This window comes from Pseudanabaena sp. CCNP1317, assembly GCF_034931345.1.
Lineage (GTDB): Bacteria > Cyanobacteriota > Cyanobacteriia > Pseudanabaenales > Pseudanabaenaceae > Pseudanabaena > Pseudanabaena galeata.
Genome location: NZ_JAYGIF010000106.1, coordinates 20,816 through 40,152, shown reverse-complemented (window position 1 = coordinate 40,152; position 19,337 = coordinate 20,816). Strand labels below are relative to the sequence as shown.

20 protein-coding genes are annotated in these 19,337 nt (G+C 41.8%); 8 read left to right on the top strand and 12 right to left on the bottom strand.

The annotated features are described in order from the left end of the window. The first annotated feature begins 111 nt into the window (after positions 1-111). Together VB775_RS19445 and VB775_RS19440 are read left to right on the top strand one after the other, a co-directional pair. Positions 112-1,506: an AAA family ATPase gene (locus VB775_RS19445; protein ID WP_281008168.1), complete on the top strand. Its 1,395-nt coding sequence runs from the start codon at positions 112-114 to the stop codon at positions 1,504-1,506. Next, complete coding sequence (locus tag VB775_RS19440; RefSeq protein ID WP_281008167.1) at positions 1,503-2,324, top strand: hypothetical protein; 822 nt, start codon at positions 1,503-1,505, stop codon at positions 2,322-2,324. Before VB775_RS19445 ends, VB775_RS19440 begins: the two co-directional genes overlap by 4 nt. A 124-nt stretch (positions 2,325-2,448) precedes the next feature. On the opposite strand, the gene VB775_RS19435 is transcribed toward VB775_RS19440, so the two are convergent. The 8 genes from VB775_RS19435 to VB775_RS19400 all read right to left on the bottom strand — a co-directional run bounded on the left by VB775_RS19435 (position 2,449) and on the right by VB775_RS19400 (position 7,267). After that, the gene (locus VB775_RS19435; RefSeq protein WP_281008166.1) at positions 2,449-2,907 is read right to left on the bottom strand and encodes a DUF29 domain-containing protein; all 459 of its coding nucleotides are present in this window, start codon (positions 2,905-2,907) and stop codon (positions 2,449-2,451) included. A gap of 328 nt (positions 2,908-3,235) precedes the next feature. After that, positions 3,236-3,682, bottom strand: a complete 447-nt coding sequence (locus VB775_RS19430; protein ID WP_281008165.1) for a nuclease — start codon at positions 3,680-3,682, stop codon at positions 3,236-3,238. Further along, the gene (locus tag VB775_RS19425; protein WP_281008164.1) at positions 3,679-3,963 is read right to left on the bottom strand and encodes a hypothetical protein; all 285 of its coding nucleotides are present in this window, start codon (positions 3,961-3,963) and stop codon (positions 3,679-3,681) included. Before VB775_RS19425 ends, VB775_RS19430 begins: the two co-directional genes overlap by 4 nt. A 33-nt stretch (positions 3,964-3,996) precedes the next feature. Further along, positions 3,997-4,254 carry a hypothetical protein gene (locus VB775_RS19420; RefSeq protein WP_281008163.1) on the bottom strand — a complete coding sequence of 86 codons (258 nt, stop codon included), beginning with the start codon at positions 4,252-4,254 and terminating at the stop codon, positions 3,997-3,999. A gap of 63 nt (positions 4,255-4,317) precedes the next feature. Next, positions 4,318-5,325: a PDDEXK nuclease domain-containing protein gene (locus VB775_RS19415; protein ID WP_281008162.1), complete on the bottom strand. Its 1,008-nt coding sequence runs from the start codon at positions 5,323-5,325 to the stop codon at positions 4,318-4,320. A gap of 72 nt (positions 5,326-5,397) precedes the next feature. Then, positions 5,398-6,414 (bottom strand): PDDEXK nuclease domain-containing protein, encoded by a 1,017-nt coding sequence (locus VB775_RS19410; RefSeq protein WP_281008161.1) that lies wholly within the window; start codon positions 6,412-6,414, stop codon positions 5,398-5,400. Positions 6,415-6,445: 31 nt separating this feature from the next. Continuing rightward, positions 6,446-6,700 (bottom strand): hypothetical protein, encoded by a 255-nt coding sequence (locus VB775_RS19405; protein ID WP_281008160.1) that lies wholly within the window; start codon positions 6,698-6,700, stop codon positions 6,446-6,448. A 111-nt stretch (positions 6,701-6,811) separates the two neighbouring features. Next, positions 6,812-7,267, bottom strand: coding sequence for a DUF29 domain-containing protein (locus VB775_RS19400; RefSeq protein WP_281008159.1), 456 nt, complete (start codon positions 7,265-7,267; stop codon positions 6,812-6,814). Between the two features lie 507 nt (positions 7,268-7,774). On the opposite strand from VB775_RS19400, the gene VB775_RS19395 reads away from it, so the two are divergent. Beyond that, positions 7,775-9,085, top strand: a complete 1,311-nt coding sequence (locus VB775_RS19395; protein ID WP_281008158.1) for an FAD/NAD(P)-binding protein — start codon at positions 7,775-7,777, stop codon at positions 9,083-9,085. Positions 9,086-9,392: 307 nt separating this feature from the next. Here the strand turns inward: VB775_RS19395 and VB775_RS19390 are convergent, their stop codons facing one another. Then, a complete protein-coding gene (locus VB775_RS19390) occupies positions 9,393-9,662 on the bottom strand; it encodes a hypothetical protein (protein ID WP_281008157.1) in 270 nt (89 codons plus the stop codon). Positions 9,663-9,756: 94 nt separating this feature from the next. Here VB775_RS19390 and VB775_RS19385 point away from each other — a divergent pair, with 94 nt between their 5' ends. From VB775_RS19385 to VB775_RS19365, 5 genes are all read left to right on the top strand, one after another. Beyond that, on the top strand, positions 9,757-10,491 hold the full coding sequence (locus VB775_RS19385; RefSeq protein WP_281008156.1) for a metal ABC transporter ATP-binding protein: 735 nt from the start codon (positions 9,757-9,759) through the stop codon (positions 10,489-10,491). 316 nt (positions 10,492-10,807) lie between these two features. Continuing rightward, complete coding sequence (locus tag VB775_RS19380) at positions 10,808-11,683, top strand: metal ABC transporter permease (RefSeq protein WP_281008155.1); 876 nt, start codon at positions 10,808-10,810, stop codon at positions 11,681-11,683. 265 nt (positions 11,684-11,948) lie between these two features. Beyond that, positions 11,949-12,365, top strand: coding sequence for a YggT family protein (locus VB775_RS19375; RefSeq protein ID WP_281008154.1), 417 nt, complete (start codon positions 11,949-11,951; stop codon positions 12,363-12,365). A 1-nt stretch (position 12,366) separates the two neighbouring features. Next, positions 12,367-13,143: a sterol desaturase family protein gene (locus tag VB775_RS19370; RefSeq protein WP_281008153.1), complete on the top strand. Its 777-nt coding sequence runs from the start codon at positions 12,367-12,369 to the stop codon at positions 13,141-13,143. An 845-nt stretch (positions 13,144-13,988) separates the two neighbouring features. Next, positions 13,989-14,171: a CsbD family protein gene (locus tag VB775_RS19365; RefSeq protein WP_281008152.1), complete on the top strand. Its 183-nt coding sequence runs from the start codon at positions 13,989-13,991 to the stop codon at positions 14,169-14,171. 448 nt (positions 14,172-14,619) lie between these two features. Here VB775_RS19365 and VB775_RS19360 read toward each other — a convergent pair whose 3' ends face one another. The 3 genes from VB775_RS19360 to VB775_RS19350 form a co-directional block, all read right to left on the bottom strand. Next, entirely contained in the window at positions 14,620-14,958 is a 339-nt protein-coding gene (locus tag VB775_RS19360) for a histidine triad nucleotide-binding protein (RefSeq protein ID WP_281008151.1), read from the bottom strand. Between the two features lie 306 nt (positions 14,959-15,264). After that, entirely contained in the window at positions 15,265-16,110 is an 846-nt protein-coding gene (dapF, locus tag VB775_RS19355; protein ID WP_281008150.1) for a diaminopimelate epimerase, read from the bottom strand. A gap of 474 nt (positions 16,111-16,584) precedes the next feature. Then, positions 16,585-19,059, bottom strand: a complete 2,475-nt coding sequence (locus VB775_RS19350) for a GH36-type glycosyl hydrolase domain-containing protein (protein WP_281008149.1) — start codon at positions 19,057-19,059, stop codon at positions 16,585-16,587. Positions 19,060-19,337: the final 278 nt, after the last annotated feature.

The following is a 19,337-nucleotide window of genomic DNA, read 5'->3' as shown; positions in this document are numbered from 1 at the left end:
TTTAAATAAAACACGAACTTTTTAGTCATTAATTTCCTTCCAGATCGCGAATCTGTTAATATACCAATACTAAATAGTTAGTTCGCGCACAGATTTTCTCACTCAAAAGTCATGACCAACCAGCCAAAGAAATATATACGCGGCAGCAAATCTGCGGCAGCAAACAGCGAGACTCCTCCTGCATACTTTCTCTCATTGGAAGTAGAAAATGTCCTTTGCTTTAAAGAGAAGCAAGAGCTTAAGCTTTGTGATAGTAATGGCAATCCTGCACAGTGGACAGTTATTTTAGGTAATAACGGAGTCGGAAAGACAACGCTTCTACGTTGCCTGAATCGTATGGAATTAATATTAGATAAGTCCGTAAATGTTGCTTTTCCTTTCCGATTAAGTGCAAATCAAGATGCTGATACATTACAGGAATTAGAATCATTAAAGTCAAATGGAGCAATAATTTATACGAAAATCGTTAATGGTAATACTCTTTCAGAGATCAAATCAAATCATCGCGAAAAATCAATCGAACATTCATATAAATCTACTGTGGGATATGCCCTCGAAGGACAACGTAAAGACCTATGTGGTTTAATTTGCTACGGCTATGGAGCAACTCGTAGGATGGGAAAAACATCTCTAAGTGATAGTCTATCTCATGATAATTCGGTAAGTCTTTTCTCGGATAATGCCACACTGATCAATGCAGAAGAATGGCTGCTACAAACTGATTATGCTATTAAATCTATGCGATCTGAACAAGATATTCGTACTTCTGCTGAATCTCATGCTCGCCGAAAGAAACAATACAACCAGATTATCGGGGTACTAAAAAGCATCTTGCCAGATGTAGAGGATGTTCGTATTGAACTAGATGAAGATACAGAACGTCCAATAGCAAAATTTTTAACACCTTATGGATGGGTGCAATTATCTAGTTTAGGTTTGGGATATCGGACAACAATCGCTTGGATGGTTGATCTAGCAGTGAGACTATTTAAACGTTATCCTGATAGCGAAGATCCACTTGCTGAACCAGCAATTGTGTTAGTTGATGAAATTGACTTGCATATGCATCCACAATGGCAAAGAACAATTATGGAATTTCTGACAGAGAGATTTCCGAATACACAATTTATTGTTACCGCCCATAGTCCGCTAGTAGTGCAAGCTGCACAGGATGCCAATATTGTCTTGTTAAGGCGAGAAGGCGATCGCGTAGTAATTGATAACAATCTAGAAATTATTGAAAATTGGCGAGTCGATCAAGTTCTGACCAGTGTTTTTGAAATGCCATCGGCACGACCTGCCAAAATTGAACCTTTGCTAGATCGTAGACAAGAGATTCTCACCAAATCAAAGCTTACAAAAGCTGATAAAGAGGAATTGAAAGAATTAGAAGAGAAAATCGGTACTTTACCTACCGCAGAAACTTCTGAAGATATCAAAGCAATGGACATCATTCGCCGTGCTGCCAAATTATTAGAAAAGCCTATGACGGAGGCAGTCGAATGATTCGGATTCATAAACCCAAAACGCCACCAGAAAAACTCGCAATAGAGGGCAAACTAAAGCAACAAGAGCTTTGTAACTTATATTCTCAAAATCCATCTCTCTATGAAACAGGGACAAAAAGGACACAAGCTGAAAAGAAGATAATTCAAAAGTTTAATTTTGCCTCCTCCATCTATGGACATCCAACAGTCAAACAAGAACTAATCAAAGCTCAGCATAAAAAGTGTTGTTTTTGTGAAAGCAAAATTGGTAGTGATGGAGATGTTGAACATTTTCGTCCTAAAGGAGCATACAAACAAGGATCTCGACAATCGTTACAGTACCCTGGTTACTATTGGCTTGCCTACGAATGGGACAATCTCTACCTTTGCTGTACAGGTTGCAACCAAAGGTATAAGCAAAACTTATTTCCATTACAAGATCCAACTAAGCGAGCAACTAATCATACGCACAGTATTGATGACGAACAACCTCTATTCATAGATATGGGAAAAGAGGAGCCTAGTGATTTTATTGGCTTCCGTGGTGAGTTTGCCTATGAAATTAATGGAAATCAAAGAGGAAAAATTGCAATTAAATCTCTTGGACTAAATTCTAAAGAAAGAGCGATTGTTGAAAAAAGATTTGAACATTTAGCAGGCTTGAAAATACTAGCCGATCTAGTGGACTTGGCTGCGTCACAACCTAAACATATAAAATTACAAGATTTAGCTAGACAAGCAAAAGATAGACTAGATGAAGCTATACTGGATAATGCAGAATTCACGGCGGCAACCCGTTGTGCGATTGATTCAAAATTTCAGTATGTAATTGGATAGTTTGATTAACTTATCCACCGAAACATTGTGATTTTGTTTCTTCGCATCCAGCAATATCTCCCGCCAAGTCATCGTCTCAAAATTTGCCAGCTTCTCCCGAATCGCATCAACTCCATACTCCTCATTACTCGACTTCTTGCCAAAAGCGATCGCCCAACATTGGTTCTAAATCCGAAGAAAATTGCCACGAATCAGGGAACTCTACTTTTGAATATTCAGCCCTGACAGTTTTAAGCGCAATATTCCAAGCAGAACTAAAACTGATGTTCCATCTTGTCTTTAGACTGGGTACTTCCACTAATAACGCCTCTAACTTTTTGCGTTGGTTCCGAATTGTTCTTTCCCATCCGTTGTAATCATTGGGTAAAGGCACATAAATCCGCTTCAGTAAATGCTCCAACAAAGTGATTAAGCGATTCAGCAACTCTTTTTTTTGCGAAACTCCCAAAGACTCAACCTCTTCAATTAAATTTTCTAGATCTAAATTTGCAAAATCATGGGCTTTCAGCTTAGCGACCGTATCTTCGACCCAAAGCAAAATATCTTGGTCATAAAGAGATTGAGGTGTAAGTAACTCTGTCATTTTCGCCTCTACATACTAACCTAAATACTATACTACAATTTTTATCTAGAATATGCCAAAAGGATCGACAAACTCCATCTTCGCAACTCGCCAACTAGGTCTTTTCTGCTAATAACTATTAGAATCTACTGCTATTCGAGGTTGCTTACTAGGAGATAGAACCTCTCTAGCCTGTTTGGGCTGCTTGACCTTCTTAACCATTACTACAAACTTCCATAATACTCAGCGATCGCTGCCAACGAAATCACGCAATTTAATAAGTTGCAATCTAATATTTGCCTAAAAAGTGCTGTGATTAGCGATCTCTACGCTCCCCAAAAACACGAAGCTACAAGATGTTTTGCCACAAATCAGCAGCCACGAAACGAGATAAATGACCAACATTAGTTGTCGCAATAACCTTATTTTGAACATCCATCACAACCACCTGAGCAACTAAAATCATATCCGCATCAATAGTCTTATCCGAAGCCGTTGGTTGTCCCTTTTGACGCGCTTCCGCCCAAAAAACTGCCGCTTGACGCATCGCTTCCGTATTAATTGGCAGATATTCCAAAGAATCAATCAACTCATCTAACCTTGCAAGCCCCTTAACCTTATTCGCTCTCAACAACTCTCGCCGAACTTCGTAGTCAACAATTTCTGGAATAATAATTTGAATTCCTTTATTGATATGCGATAAAAGCCACTTAGCACAACTTATACCTTCTGCTGACAGATTGGGATTGGTAATCAGCCCGATGACTCCAGAATCGAGAAAAATAGACCTTTTCACCAAGACTTACCTTTCATTTCATCAGGAAATAACAAGCGATCGGATAACCTATCTCGATCTAACGCCTCAATCAAGTACGCACCCGTTGTTTTTTGTTCTTCAATATCAGCATCACTTAACCAAGACTCTAATAAACTTACAGCTTTCTTTTGCTTCTCTTTCTGCATAAAAGCCGATATCAACATTTGAATCACAAACTCTTCAACAGTAAGACTTTGCTGATTAGCTGCTTGAAATAACGAGCTTTCTAAATTTGGTGGAAGGTCAAGAGTGAGAGTCATAGTTATTTCCTCATCTATTACTACTACAAGCTTTCATAATACTTTAGCATCCCACTGCTCAGAGAAAATCTCAAAAAGGCGATCCTGAGCCTCCTTGATTAACTTATCCACCGAAATATTGTGATTTTGTATCTTCGCATCCAGCAATATCTCCCCCCAAGTCATCGTCTCAAAACTTGCCAGCTTCTCCCGAATCGCATCAACTCCATACACCTTACTACTCGACTTCTTGCCAAAAGCGATCGCCGCCAACGAAATCACGCGATCGCCCTTCGAGTGAGTCGTCAGCACAATATACTGACCTTAACTGCAACATAATTTTTACCCAAACTATCAACAGACATCATCATAGTGTCAGCGATCGCTCTCATCCAAAAGCCTCCTTAACTCCTGCTTCAAAACCTCAACATCGGGCAAATAAAGCTGATACCTCGACACAAAAAGCTGATTAGAAATCCCCCCAGTCGCATACTCAACCAAAATCTCATCCTTATCTCTCGCCAACACAATGCCAATCGGCTCATTATCATCTTCCATATTCTCTTCGGCACGAAAATAGTTTAGATACATATTCATCTGTCCTATATCTTCATGACGCACCGCCCTTGTTTTCAAATCAATTAAGACAAAACATTTCAAAATACGATGATAAAACACTAAATCTACATAAAAATGCGTATTATTTAACGTAATTCGGTACTGTTGCCCGATAAATGCAAATCCCTTTCCCAGTTCTAATAAAAACTTCTCTAACTGCACAATCAACCGATTTTCTAATTCACTCTCAAAGTAATTGCGATCGGGCAAATCCAAAAACTCAAACACATAGGGATCTTTCACCACATCCTTTGCTGACTCAATTTTTTGTCCTTTCTGAGCCAAAGCCAAAATCTCTGCTCGATCCTTACTCATGGCAACTCGCTCAAACAAAGCCGAATCCTTCTGACGCTTTAGTTCCCTCACACTCCAGCGATCGCGTATGCATTGCTGTTCATAAAACGATCTCGCTAAATCATCCGAAATCGCCAAAAGCTCCGTGTAATGCGACCAACCTAATTTGGCAGACACCATCTGCCATTTTGGATAACCAACATAAAAGCGGCGCATATCCAAGACATTACGGCGACTAAATCCTTTGCCATAAGCAGATTTCAAATCCCGTGATAATTGAGTTAACAACCTTGAACCATATTCTGCCCTCTCATTCCCCTTCTGCTCAAACTCCACAATGTACTGCCCAATTTGCCAATAAGTTTCTACCAAAAGCGTATTAACCTGCTCAAAAGCGCGTTGCTGCCCCTGTGCCAAGCATTCGCCAATGTGATCGATTAATTGCTGATAGGAATCGATTAAATCGCTCATAAATTAAATTCTCACTTTCTCAGCATTTTAGATTGTTCGCACCTTCTGTATCAAATCTCATTATAAAATCGCCTAAATCCCCCCCAACAACCTAGCCACCTGCTCTGGAGCAGGCAACTGTCCCTGCAACTCCAACGGCAAAGACGACACAATTTGATAAGTGGCAACTCCGATCGCCTGATTCGACTGCCGCAGCGCATACTCCACAATCGTCCGATCCTTTGACTTACAAAGAATAATTCCAATCGCCGCATTCTCACCCTCCAACCTCACGCGATCGTCCAAAGCCGCCAAATAGAACTGCATCTTCCCCACATATTCAGGCAAAAACTTCCCAATCTTTAACTCAACCGCCACCAAACACTTCAGCCCACGGTGATACAGCAACAAATCAATAAAATACTCCTCATCACTAATCTCTAAACGATATTGACTACCCACAAAAGTAAACATCCCACCCATCTCTTGCAAAAATGGTTCCACCCTCGTCAAAATCGCCTTCTCAAGTTCGCGTTCGCTATGTTCATCCGCTAACTCCAGAAAATCAAATGTATATGCATCCTTAACCGCAAGCTTGGCGCGATCGCGCATCTCCTCTGACAAAGTGCGATCGAAATTTGTTTGATTTAGCAAAGTCTTTTCGTAAGTTTTGTTCTCGATTTGGTGAATTAACACATTTTTTGTCCAGCCAAATTTTTGGGTCATGCGAATGTAAAACTCTCTCTGCAAATCGTCTTTACACTTCTCTAAGATCACCAGATTATGAGTCCAGCCAATTTCTGCAACCAATGGTTGCAGTTTTTCGTTAGTGCGGTAGGTAACATAAAAACTTCGCATATTCCAAATATTCCGCGCCGAAAACCCAGCCATCCCATGAAACTCAACCTGCAAATCATGAGCTAATTGTTCCACCACTGACTTACCCCAACCAGCGCTTTCTTGACGAGTAACGATTAACTCACCAATATCCCAATAAAGCGCCATTAACTCACGATTAACCGCCTTTAAAGCCTCATACTGAGCAGCACGAATCCGATGCTTCACCGCCACTAACAAACTTCGATAATCTTCTGTAACTTCAATTGCCATATCTTTAGATTGCTACCACACCAAAGGACTATCACTCGGCATCGATTCCGTCCCACATTTTTTCAAATGGAATACGCTGCCCTGCCTTAGCTTGCTGAAAAGCCCTTTTCAAACTCGCCTTCACCTCCTCAATAGGCGTATCATCAGGATCATCTTCCAATTCCTGATCTGGTTCAGAAAACAACACAATCACACGAACACGCCCAGCTATATCCACATCAAAAGGATGATCTAACAATAAATGCCCTTCGCGATCAATTGTCCCCGTAGCTTCCACTGCTCTCATTTAGATAACCTCACTAATAATGAGAAATAAAAATATACTGTAAATCTAATATAGCCTAGTCATTATGCGATCGCCTATTTGCCTGAAAAGTGATGTGACTGGCGATCGCAGTTAACTATCTTCCCAAAAGTTACGATTTAGAATGTCATTGACATCGCAATTGCCAAGCCAAGAATTAGGAAAATTTACTTGGGGATATTCTTCCCTCATTGACGTAAGGGCAGTCTCAAATGCTTTAGGCAAAATCTCTGCAATTTGATTTTTTAAGCTTGGAGCATCTTCCAAAATATCCTTGATATCGTTACGAAAAGCTCTAATTTCTCTTTGCCAACCAACATAACACTCAGGTAATGGAACATAACACCGTTTTAGCAAATGCTCGATTAGTCTTCTCAATAGACTTCTCATCGCATTACGCTGACTTTTCCCCAAAGTATCTATCTCCTCAATTAAATTTTCTAAATCCAAATTTGCAAAATCATGGGCTTTCAGCTTAGCGATCGTATCTTCGACCCAAAGCAAAATATCTTGATCATAAAGAGATTGAGGTGTAAGTAACTCTGTCATTTTTGCCTCCATTCCTAACGTATCTACTATACCATACGGCTTATCTGAGTTCATGGCTTGAGAACATCAGATAAAATATTCAAAATCTCAGCAGAGCTAATGTCATCGCGATCGCTCTTTGAATAGATAGTCAACAGCACTAGATTAACTTGAGCCAAAGGACTATCACTCAGTATCTATTCCGTCGAAACATTGTGATTTTGTTTCTTCGCATCCAGCAATATCCCCCCAAGTCATCCTCTCAAAATTTGCCAACTTCGCTTGAATCACATTAACTCCATTCTTATCCATGTTCAATTAATTGCTGATAGGAATCGATTAAGTCACTCACAAACTTAACTTTCACTAGACATATAGCGCTTCTAAATGAGTTGTAAGATTTTGAATGTTGTGAGAGTGCGCCCCAAAGGGTCGCACTCTCACAACCTATTTAGGATTGCTATAGACATTTAGCAGTTAAGGCAGTATAAAATGATAATGATTATCATTGTTGTTATTTAGTTTGCTATGTCTATTGTTAATTTGGGCGATCGCTTAGCAGAATCTACACATAATTCTTCAGCCCAATCCCTGAATTACCCCAGCAAAGCCAAGATTCAGGCTAAAGGTAACTTTGATATTGACATAGCCATCATTGGCGCAGGAGTTCACGCTCTCACCTTAACCCTGCATCTCCTGCAAAAACGTCAAGATTTGCGCGAGAAAATTCTAATTTTCGATCCTAGTGGTGATTGGCTCACCCAATGGCATCGCCAATTTGCCGCTCAAGAAATTCCTCATCTGCGATCGCCTGCCGTTCATCATCCCGCCCCCGATCCCTTCGCATTGCGGCGCTTCGCCGAAAAACGTCCCGAAGAATTATTTCCTCCCTATGATTTGCCATCCACGAAGCTATTTCGTGACTTTTGCCAAAATGCGATCGCCTCACAGCAATTATCAGAACGCCTAATTGCCTCTAAAGTTGTTGATCTAGAGCCAATTCTATCCCCTCGTCGAGGCTTTCGGCTTTGGCTAAATCATGGCAAAAGCATCACCGCTAAGCGCGTTGTCTTAGCCACCAATAACAGCATTAAACAAATTCCCAATTGGGTTGAGCGGATTACCCCTAACTTTCCTTGCGATCGCCTTGTGCATTCTAGTGACCTCAATCTAGCATCGCCACACTTAGCGGGAGAAACTATCTTGATCGTTGGTGGTGGCTTAACTAGTGGACATTTGGCTTTAGGGGCGATCGCCCGTGGCGCAAAGGTATTATTGCTTTCCCGTCGGCAATTTAAAGAAAAGCTCTTTGATGCCGATGCGGGATGGCTTGGTCCCAAATATCTCAAGGGTTTTCATGCCGAAACCGATTGGCAAAAACGGCGGGAAATAGTTCTCACAGCGAGAGATGGTGGTTCGATGACTCCCTCGGTGATGACACAATTACGAAGAGAGCATCATCAAGGCAGATTAGAATTTCATCCAGAATGCGAAGTTGCTCAAGCCAGTTGGAATGGAACAAAATGGCAAATTATTTGTATAGATGGAATAGAATTATCATGCGATCGCCTTTGGTTAGCCACAGGTACAAGGTTTGATGCAAAAGCGGAACCGTTGCTACGTCAAGTAATGCAGCAATATCCGCAACCCCTCGTTAACGGATTTCCTATTCTCAATGAACATTTGCGATGGCATGGCTGCGATTTATTTATCATGGGAGGTCTAGCCGCTCTGCGTGTGGGACCCACAGCAAGAAATATTTCGGGCGCAAGAATGGCAAGCGATCGCATAGTTCCTGCACTGGCAAAATCTACGATTAGACCCTTCAGTGATTATTAGAGCAAGAGAAAATCAAAGCCGAAAAGATGAGTGGCGGCGCAAAGCGCCGCCACTCATCTTTTCGGCTTTATGTCCTAAGCAAAACTTGTACCAATTTCCAAAAGTGTTGCTACACTTTTGGAAGTTATAGCAACGCAAGAGATAGCTAGGACAAATCAAAACCCAAATAAATGAAGGCGGCGCTTTGCGCCGCCTTCATTTATTTGGGTTTTATGTCCTAAGCAAAACTTTCATTGCTATAAAAATCAAACCCTATAAGGATTTTAAAAGCACAAAATGGCGTGGCTATTTTGTGCTTTTAAAATCCCTAATCTTTAAGATTAACAGCGATCGCCTGTACTACATCAACATAGGTAATATCGGAAATTGCCTTATGAATGCGAATGATCCGATGTGGGCTGGTCATAATCGCGATCGCCGTCTGAATAGGGGGACAATCGGGATCTTGGCATTGTAATTGGCTAAGAGAAATAACTGTTTGATGATTAATTTGCAAGATTTCATATAACCAATCCTTGACCTGCTGCGATTGTTCGGCACTAACGGCAGGTTTTTTGGGGAACAGATCGATGGGCATGGAACAAAAATATTGCGCTAAGGTGAATTGATTATATACTAAGAACGATAATCATTATCAGTTTAATCGCAAACTTAACCGCAAACAAAAAAATATGCTAGAAGTTGAGCATTTGGCAGTCAGCTATCACGATGTCAATGCCGTGGAAGATGTCAGCTTTGCGATCGATTCTGGGCAAATGGTGGCGGTGATTGGTCCCAATGGCGCTGGCAAAAGTACGATTTTTAAGGCAATTCTGGGATTAGTGCCTGCTAGTAATGGTCATGTGCGTTATCGATCGCGGGCTTTGCATCGACAGCTTCGCACCGTTGCCTATGTGCCGCAGCGATCGCAGGTGGATTGGGATTTTCCTGTGACGGTTTGGGGTGCGGTAATGATGGCGCGTACCCGTCATCGTAATTGGCTAGGCTGGATCAAAAAGTCAGGCTGTCACTGCGAGAGCATTGTCAAATCGGCGCTTCAGCGTGTCGGCATATGGGAACTACGCGATCGCCAAATTGGCGAACTATCGGGCGGTCAACAACAGAGAGTATTTCTAGCAAGGGCGATCGCCCAAGAAGCAGAATTACTATTTTTCGATGAGCCGTTTGTGGGTGTCGATAAAAAAACGGAGGAAGTAATCTTTGAGGTGTTTGCGGAATTGAAATCGCAAAGCAAAATCCTGTTAGTAATCACTCACGATCTTGGATCTAATTTAGATAATTACGATCGCCTATTGCTAATGAATAAAGAACTAATTGCCGATGGTGATCGCGATACTGTGATTACTTCCCAGAATATTAAACGCGCCTACGGCGACAGTGTGATTTTGATGCAGAAAGAATTATAGACCCTCACCCCTAGCCCCTCTCCCAAAAAGGGCTACCTTGTACACACAAGTTTCTCTGTCTTCGTTTCGGGGTTTAGATCCCCCCAGCCCCCCTTGTAAAGGGGGGAGAATTTTCTTCTTCCCCCTTTACAAGGGGGATTGAGGGGGATCTTTAGTAACTCACTATATAGCTGATAACTTGTGTGTACACAGCAGCCCAAAAAGGGAGAGGGGAACAAGAAATTAATCTTTCTCCCCCTCGCCCTTAATGGGAGAGGGGGCTGGGGGGTGAGGGCAGATCTTCACTTTGGACGAAATAAGTTAAGGAACAAAATTTATGTTGAATTGGTTAATAGAGCCTTTGGGCTTTGAGTTTATGCGAAATGCGATCGCGATCGGCATTCTCATTGGGATTCTATCGGCGGTGGTTGGTAGTTATCTGATCGTGCAGCATATGGGACTTTTAGGCGATGTGGTTGCCCATGCGGTCTTGCCAGGGCTGGCGATCGCCTTTTATATTGGCATGGATATTTTTCTGGGTGCATTCATCGCAGGTACGATTAGCACCTTTGTCGTGGCTTGGATTCAGACCCATTCCAAAATTAAAGTTGATACGGCAATGGCTCTGGTATTTTCAGGATTTTTAGCCTTGGGTGTCATGTTAATTACCACCCTCAAAAGCAAATTAGATCTGCATAGTTTTCTATTTGGCGATATTTTGGGAGTGACCACTGCTGACCTATGGCGAACTTTGATTATTGCGATCGCCGTCTTAGCTTGTGTAGTCATCTTCTACCGTGAATTAATTTTCTATTGCTTTGATCCGCTAGCTTCTAAAGCTATGGGCTTACCTGTCCATTTCATTCACTTTGGACTGATGGCAGGCATCACCCTCACGATTATCGCCAGTATGCAATCGGTCGGTGTGGTGTTAGTGGTTTCACTCCTCACTGGCCCCGCCGCCACCGCCTATCTATTAGTGAAGGAATTACACTTAATGATGGCACTAGGAGCATTGTTCGGTGTTATCGCCAGTGTTAGTGGCATGTACATTAGCTATTATCAAAATGTTCCTTCTGGTAGTGCGATCGTCTTGATTATTTCAGGACTTTTCCTTTTAGCTCTATTATTTAGCCCTTCGCAAGGAATTTTAACTAAAAAGGCGATCGTCAGAAGAACGAAACATTTATTGCATAAACTCTCACAATTTTAGAACAGCAGTTTCAAATTCAATCGTCACAAGATTCTAGATTTGCAGTTTATCCTATAGCGCTTTGCGCTCAAACGAGCCTCAAGAAAAAATTGAAAGCGTTGCTTTGTAACGCTTTCAATTCTCAAATACGCACTTAATGTCTAGCTACTTAAAGATTTGTATCGTAGTCAATCAATTCAATCAATAAATAATGCAGCTATCTGTCATCTTAGGGCTAAAAGCTAAATAGTTATTTAGCCCCATCACAAAACTCAGTAGTCTAAACATGAACGATAATCAGCGAAATGAAAGCAATCAAGAAAGACAGCAAGACCTAAGACAGGATGAAGAGACTTTTCGCCTTCAACAAGAAGAACAACGTCTAGGAAAAGCTCAACGCAGTAATATCTACTATTGGGTAGTTAACAGTATTTACTGGCTAGGGGGAATCATCGAAATATTACTGATGCTAAGATTTGTATTACGTTTATTTGGTGCTAATACTCAAAATGAGTTTGCTCGTTTAATCAATAATTTATCCGCACCATTTATTGCTCCATTTTCGACCTTATTCATCAGCCCTACATCTGATGGTGGTACAAATATATTTGATGTAAATATTGTGATTGCAATTATTGCCTATGCAATTTTGAGCTATCTTTTAATTTCTTTAGTCAGATTCATCTTTTTTAATAGAGTCTAAATTGCTAGATCACTCATTTGGATTTTACGGTATTGCATTCTTCGGGATTATTCTTGCCCGATATTTTCTTGTGGCAGGGGGGATGTATCTGTTTTTTTATTCACCATTCCGTCAGTCACTAGGTGGGCAAAATCCACCACAAGTTCCATCTTGGGATTCAATACGACGAGATATTAAACTATCTGTGCTTTCAGCAGCCGTCTTTGCGATCGCCTCTGCATTCATCGTATCGGGATATGGATGGAACCTTACCCGCATTTACAGCAATCCTCATCAGTATGGATTGTGGTATTTAGGTATAAGTTATAGCCTCGTGTTGATTCTACAGGACGCATATTTCTATTTCACCCATCGATTGTTTCATCACCCTTCCCTTTTTCGTTGGTTACATCAAGGACATCACCGATCGCGCTACACCACACCTTGGACTTCATTTGCTTTTGACCCTTTAGAAGCGATCGTTAGTTCTCTTTTTTTAGTGGGTATTGTTTTTGTGATTCCACTACATTTCATCACTTTAATAGCTGTCCTGACCACAATGACGGTTTGGGCTGTGTTAAACCATCTAGGCATTGATCGGTTACCTGTATCTTTTCCCCATCATTGGCTAGGCAAATGGTTTATTGGTCCAGCTCATCATTCTATCCATCATTTCAAGTACACCTTGCATTATGGTCTCTATTTCACCTTCTGGGACAAGCTATTCCATACTCAAGATCTTAGATATGAAGAAAACTTTGATAAGCGTCTAACGAGTGAAAATGAGTCTATAAACTAGTAAGTAGCTAGACAAAACCAGAAGCTGTCCCGCCCGCGTAGCAAACTGGCCAGCTTCTGGTTTTAGGTTCTAATTGTGGAGAGTTCCGAATAAGCTACGAAATTTTAAAAATCAAAACAGTAAAAGCCTCGCAAAGCGAGGTTTTTACTGTTTTGGCTCCTAGAGATGGTTCGCACCGCAAACTCTCTCTGGGAGCTAGCTCATTGAGGCTTGGAGACCAAGCCCCTACTTTTCAAATATGGTAGGGATTTGGTCTCCAAATCCTCTTTTAGGATGACATGGAAACATGATGACGATCTTTGTTCTACGTATAGTAACGCAAGAGATAGCTAGGACAAATCAAAACCAAAAAGATGAGAGGCGGCGCGAAGCGCCGCCTCTCATCTTTTTGGTTTTATGTCCTAAGCAATACTTACGTTGCTATAACATTAGAATTAACTCAAACTTAACGTCAGTTCGACAAATGGCGATATCAACTCACTCCAAAAAATTATGGCAGAGCGAATCGTCGTTATTTTCTATTGAGGATTAGGTTAAAGTGTTGTGATTTTAATTGCGATTTGTATCTTATTCAATCAACTTAATCAATTCATTCAAGAAATCAAATATTGGTCTGTCATAGTAATTCTAGAAGTAAGGGTTGTTAATTCGACTCTTATAGACACATCTTGTTATGTAGAAATTTCAACCATTCTAAGCCCAAACCCCTAGCATCTCTGTTTCTGAATAGATGCACAAGAGAATAATATGGGTTTGCTTCTCTTCTCTCGATGGAAGAGGATATAGGAAGTGGAATCTCGACGTAACATCAATAAATAATTCTCAAATTATAGAAGGAGTCCATTATGAGTTTAGAAAATAGAGCTAAGGCAACTGCTAAAAATGTTGAAGGCAAAGTGCAAGAAACCGTGGGAGATCTGACGGGTGACACTAAAAACCAATCGGAAGGTCAGGCAAAACAAGCTGAAGCAAAATTACGCCACACCGCTGAAGATGTCAAAGATGAAGTCAAAAAAGTTATCGACTAAGTAACTAGACATAAGTAATCTAAAAACCTAGAAACCTTTCCCGCCCGATACGCGGGCAGGAAAGGTTTCTAGGTTTTAGGTGGTGACTTAGTAGGTGTTCGCCCTAGCCTGCCGCAGGGCGATCGCTTATTTTCAGTAACCAAGAATGCGTCTAGATTAACGTCAGTTCGACGACAGCGAAAAATGGTAAGAATCGCTAAGCGATTCTTACCATTTTTCGCCATTTGCGTCGTGCGAAGCACGCCGCAAATGGCTATATCGAACTCACGTTAGATTAACGTCTGTGCGACGAGAGCGGAAAATGGCTAGAATCGCTAAGCGATTCTAGCCATTTTCCGCCATTTGCGTTGTGTTTCGCACGACGCAAATGGCTATATCAACTCACATTGCTAAGGCATTTTGTTCTTTGGTATAGCAGATAAGTGATGCTGCTTCTCATCTGTATGGTTTAACCAGGGGGCCAAGCAAAGGAACGATCGCCTAAAACATGAATATGTAAATGGAAGACGCTCTGCCCAGCTCCTGCTCCATTATTAGTAACCAAACGAAAATCAGTTAATCCTTCTTGAGCAGCGACTTTACTAGCTATAAGTAATAGATGCCCTAATAAATTTTGATCCTCTATATTTGCTTCCGAAAGCTTCACAATCGGCTTTTTAGGAATGACGAGAAAATGTACTGGAGCTTGAGGATTGACATCGCGGAAAGCAAGGACAAGATCATCCTCATAGAGTATGCTAGCAGGAATTTCTCGCTTAATAATTTTACTAAATATTGTTTCACTCATTTTGAAAACCTCTAGTTTTTTATGTTTATAGTCTTTTACAAGCAAGCGAGGTATAAAGGTTTGTTTTCCCGCCTTCGGCGGGAAAACAAACCCGTACTTCACTAGACTGATAAACGCTAAATAGACCTTTGCGCTTAAACCCAAATCAAGAAATTTATTGTGGTTCGCTAAACCTAGAAATCTGTCCTGCCCGATACGCAGACGAGACAGCTTCTGGTTTTAGGTTTTAATTATGGTTAGCTACTTACCATAACCTTCCTTTTTAGCGCTATTGTGACGCAAAACGCCGCAATAGCCATAGCTTATTTACAATTCGTTCTCTGCTAAACCAGTAAATACTAAAGTTGCGGGACCAGTCATCAGAATGTGATCGCTTTCGGCTGACCAATGGATTTTGAGATCGCCCCCAGGGAGATTTACCGTACAGATGCGATCGCACAGATCATTTAAAACACCAGCTACAACCGTCGCACAAGCACCCGTCCCACAAGCTAAGGTTGCTCCTGCGCCCCGTTCCCATACACGCATTTTCACATAGCTGCGATTAACGACTTCCACAAACTCGGTATTTGTGCGTTTAGGGAATACAGCATGATGTTCAAAGAGAACACCAATTTCCGCCAAAGCAATTGTATCGACATCATCAACAAAGGTCATACAGTGCGGATTACCCATGCTTACTGTCGTGACATTCCAAGTCTTGTCTCCAACTTCAAGTGGCACATTGACAACCTTGCGATCGCTTTCACCCAAAGTTGTAGGAATCTCGTTGGCGGTCAAAAATGGTTTGCCCATATCAACAGTTACCTGTCCATCCACATCCATTTGTGGCACAATCAAACCTGCGCCAGTTTGAATCTTATATTTGTTGTCAGTAGTTGGGATATTCAAGTCCTGCATAAATTTAGCTAGGCAACGAATTCCATTGCCGCACATCTCTGGCTCGGAGCCATCGGAGTTAAAAATCCGCATCCGATGTTCTCCATTACTCTCAGTCAGCAGAAAAATTACTCCGTCTGCGCCAACACCAAAATTGCGATCGCACCATTTGATAGCCTGCTCAGGGGTGAGAATTAGTTCAGCACTGTGACGGTTATCGATCAGGATAAAATCGTTACCTAGGCCGTGATATTTACTAAATGCGATCGACATGGATTAATTCAATATATTTTTGAATATTATATCGATCTTCATCGCCAAATCAAAAAAGGAGGCGAGGTGCTTTACGTCTAATTTCCTTCTATAGCAACGCAAGAGATAGATAGGAAAAATCAAAACCAAAAAGATGAGTGGCGGCGCGAAGCGCCGCCACTCATCTTTTTGGTTTTATGTCCTAAGCAAAACTTACATTGCTATAGCAATTATGCCAAAACACAAAATGGCTTAGCCATTTTGTGTTTTGAAAATCCTGACTGGGTTTGGTTTTTAACTCACAAAAGTGTTGTCACACTTTCGTGAATTAGTATAACGCGAGTTCGATATAGCCATTTGCGTCGTGCTTCGCACGACGCAAATGGCGAAAAATGGTAAGAATCGCTTAGCGATTCTTACCATTTTTCGCTTTCGGCGAACTAACGTTAGTATAAGAGGGGAGGGGGGATCTAGATAGTTGCTGACAATGGTTTTCTAGAGATGAACTGCGATCGCGATTTCATCACCTACATATTTTGCCAAATCGATCAATTTCCCTGTAACCACCTCACCATTGACTAGCATTTGTTTGACATCGCTATGATTGGTTACCGTCAGCGAGAGAACCTTGCCGCGAAATTGGCGCTGAGCCGTGAAGCCTGACCACTCCGCAGGAATCTTGGGATCGATAATCATGCCCTCAAAAGTGGGTTGAAAACCTAAAATGTAATCAATGCCAATGCGTAACATCCATACTGCTGTACCCGTCAGCCATGAGTGGCTTGCCTGTCCTTGGGTTTCATGATCGGGGCTAGTCACATATTCTGGATAAACATAGGGTTCCGTTTCAAAGCGATCGCATTTTGCATCGGTCGCCTGTGAGGAATTAATCGGCATCATGCGGCGATAGATTTCCCATGCAAATTCGGTATCACCATTGAGCAGCGAGGCAAGTACAAACCAAGACGAGGCATGGTTAAACACTGCACCGTTTTCTTTCTTCCCTGGAACGCAACGACTGATTAAGCCGACCGTATCATCGATTTCCGTAAAAGATGGATCAACAATTTTCATGCCAAAAGGAGTTGTCAGATACTCACGGCTGCTTGCCATACAGCGATCGGCGCGATCCTTCGGTGCAAGTTCAGAAATTACTGCCCATGACTGCGCGTTCAAAAAGATTTTGCCCTGACTAGCGCTAGATACGCCAATCGGCTCGCCATTGTCACGGAAAGCGCGTAAATACCATTCACCATCCCAACAGATATCGTTAGTAACTTGACGCAGATGCTCATAGAACTTTTGGAATTTTGCTAATGATTGCGAATCGCCTTGATGTTCGCAAACAGGCAAGGACTTATTCAATACATAACCCAAAAAGAACGCGCCCCAAGTGGTTTCGCCCTTGCCCTGTGAGCCAACATGATCGAGCGTATCATTCCAATCGCCTGTAAAAATGCGCGGCATTCCTTTTTCGCCTGTGTTGGCGATCGCAAAGTCCAGCGCTCTCACCAAATGCTCATAGACTGTGCCTGATGTATCATCATGGTAAGGAACAACTTCTTCTAAAATCGAGAAATCGCCAGTTTCCTTGAGATATTCGACAATGCCAAAGGGAATCCAAAGTGGTGTATCGGAATGATTGGTGCGTTCGCCTGTATTGGTTAGCACAAAGTAATTATGTAACGTGGAACCATCCTTGAATTGGAAGTTAAGAGCCTTAATCAATCTTTCGCGCACTCTTGCAGGATCAACCATGACCACGCCGAGAATATCCTGAAAGCGATCGCGCATTCCTGTCCCAAACAGCAATCCACCATGATAGTAGCCCGAATTTCGCGCCATATCGAAGGTGACAGCCGCCTGATACTGATTCCACACATTAATCATCGCGTTAAAGGCGGGATCGGGCGTTTGCACCTGCACACAGGATAAATGCTGATCCCATTTTTGTTTAAGTTGCAGAAATTGGCGATCGACAATCTCTAGTAGTTCTCCCGCATCCTTCCCTATCTTTGTCTCACGGTTTAGCTCCCCCCCAGCCCCCCTTGTGAAGGGGGGAGAATTTTCTTTGCCCCTCTTTGCAAGGGGGGTAGGGGGGATCTCTTTCGCTGCAATCTTCAAAGTTACTGCAAAATCAACCGAACTATTTGCCCCTAAGCTAATCTTCGATTGCAAAGCCACTACAGGATCGCCAGCCGTGATCTCAGTATTCTGCATCACCCCTGTTTCCACTGCTAAGGGATTCGACTCCGATCGCCATCTGCCGATAAAAGTATCGAGACTGCTGTCAAAACCAGAAACTGGTAAACTTTGCGAGAAATAAACTTGATACTTCCAATCAATATTGGGCTGCTTAACTGATACTCCTTTATTTAGAACCCAATAGCGGCGGGTAGCGACCAAAGCCTGTAAATCGCAATCAAAATGGATGTCCGTAAAATGCTTGTCATTGGGTTGATTAATTTGATCGTTGAGGGCATTCCCCATCAATAGTTCTACAAAAGAATATATCTCTAAATCCCTCGCCGTACCCGATACATCAGTCAACTTCACGCGCCAAACTTCCGCATTCACATCATTGGGAACGAAGTACGTAATTTCCCCACGAATTCCATTAATCTCAGTCGTGATTTTAGTATAGCCTTGACCATGACGACACTCATAAAAATCATAGTTAAGGTGAATTGTTGGTGACCAACTCAGTGACCAATATTGCCCCGAGGCTACATCCTTGACCATCACATAGCGTCCAGGACGATCCCAAGGGAGGCAGTTATAGCGCATTCTGCTAATACGGTTATCGCGTGGTGATTCTAGAAAGCTAAAGCCGCCGCCTGTATGGGAAATCAGTCCTGCATACTGGCTGTTCCACATATAGTTAAACCAAGGGCGCGGGGTGCGCGGATCTGTAATCACAAATTCCCGATTATCTTCGGTGTAATAGCCATATTGGTTTGCGATCGCCACAGTTTAAAATCTTCCTTTTTATGTAGTAGTCGTATAATAGTCATGTTTTGGGGTTAATTTGTGACCATCAAACATAACGAGATTGCGACATAGATTATCTCAACTTTGCACACCAATGTTTTATCAAACTCATGTTATAGCAATGTAAGTTTTGATTCGTCCTAACGCTGGCTTAAAATACAACAAATTTTTTGAAAGCGTCGCCAAGCGACGCTTTCAAAAAATTTGTTGTATTACTCAAAACATGAATATAGCAACGCAAGAGATAGATAGGACAA

Coding starts and splice junctions, on each gene's coding strand:
- VB775_RS19410 (WP_281008161.1), bottom strand. CDS start 6,414: ATGGCAATTGAAGTTACAGAAGATTATCGAAGTTTGTTAGTGGCGGTG.
- VB775_RS19400 (WP_281008159.1), bottom strand. CDS start 7,267: ATGACAGAGTTACTTACACCTCAATCTCTTTATGATCAAGATATTTTG.
- VB775_RS19395 (WP_281008158.1), top strand. CDS start 7,775: ATGTCTATTGTTAATTTGGGCGATCGCTTAGCAGAATCTACACATAAT.
- VB775_RS19425 (WP_281008164.1), bottom strand. CDS start 3,963: ATGACTCTCACTCTTGACCTTCCACCAAATTTAGAAAGCTCGTTATTT.
- dapF (WP_281008150.1), bottom strand. CDS start 16,110: ATGTCGATCGCATTTAGTAAATATCACGGCCTAGGTAACGATTTTATC.
- VB775_RS19440 (WP_281008167.1), top strand. CDS start 1,503: ATGATTCGGATTCATAAACCCAAAACGCCACCAGAAAAACTCGCAATA.
- VB775_RS19445 (WP_281008168.1), top strand. CDS start 112: ATGACCAACCAGCCAAAGAAATATATACGCGGCAGCAAATCTGCGGCA.
- VB775_RS19405 (WP_281008160.1), bottom strand. CDS start 6,700: ATGAGAGCAGTGGAAGCTACGGGGACAATTGATCGCGAAGGGCATTTA.
- VB775_RS19380 (WP_281008155.1), top strand. CDS start 10,808: ATGTTGAATTGGTTAATAGAGCCTTTGGGCTTTGAGTTTATGCGAAAT.
- VB775_RS19375 (WP_281008154.1), top strand. CDS start 11,949: ATGAACGATAATCAGCGAAATGAAAGCAATCAAGAAAGACAGCAAGAC.
- VB775_RS19390 (WP_281008157.1), bottom strand. CDS start 9,662: ATGCCCATCGATCTGTTCCCCAAAAAACCTGCCGTTAGTGCCGAACAA.
- VB775_RS19360 (WP_281008151.1), bottom strand. CDS start 14,958: ATGAGTGAAACAATATTTAGTAAAATTATTAAGCGAGAAATTCCTGCT.
- VB775_RS19365 (WP_281008152.1), top strand. CDS start 13,989: ATGAGTTTAGAAAATAGAGCTAAGGCAACTGCTAAAAATGTTGAAGGC.
- VB775_RS19385 (WP_281008156.1), top strand. CDS start 9,757: ATGCTAGAAGTTGAGCATTTGGCAGTCAGCTATCACGATGTCAATGCC.
- VB775_RS19435 (WP_281008166.1), bottom strand. CDS start 2,907: ATGACAGAGTTACTTACACCTCAATCTCTTTATGACCAAGATATTTTG.
- VB775_RS19415 (WP_281008162.1), bottom strand. CDS start 5,325: ATGAGCGATTTAATCGATTCCTATCAGCAATTAATCGATCACATTGGC.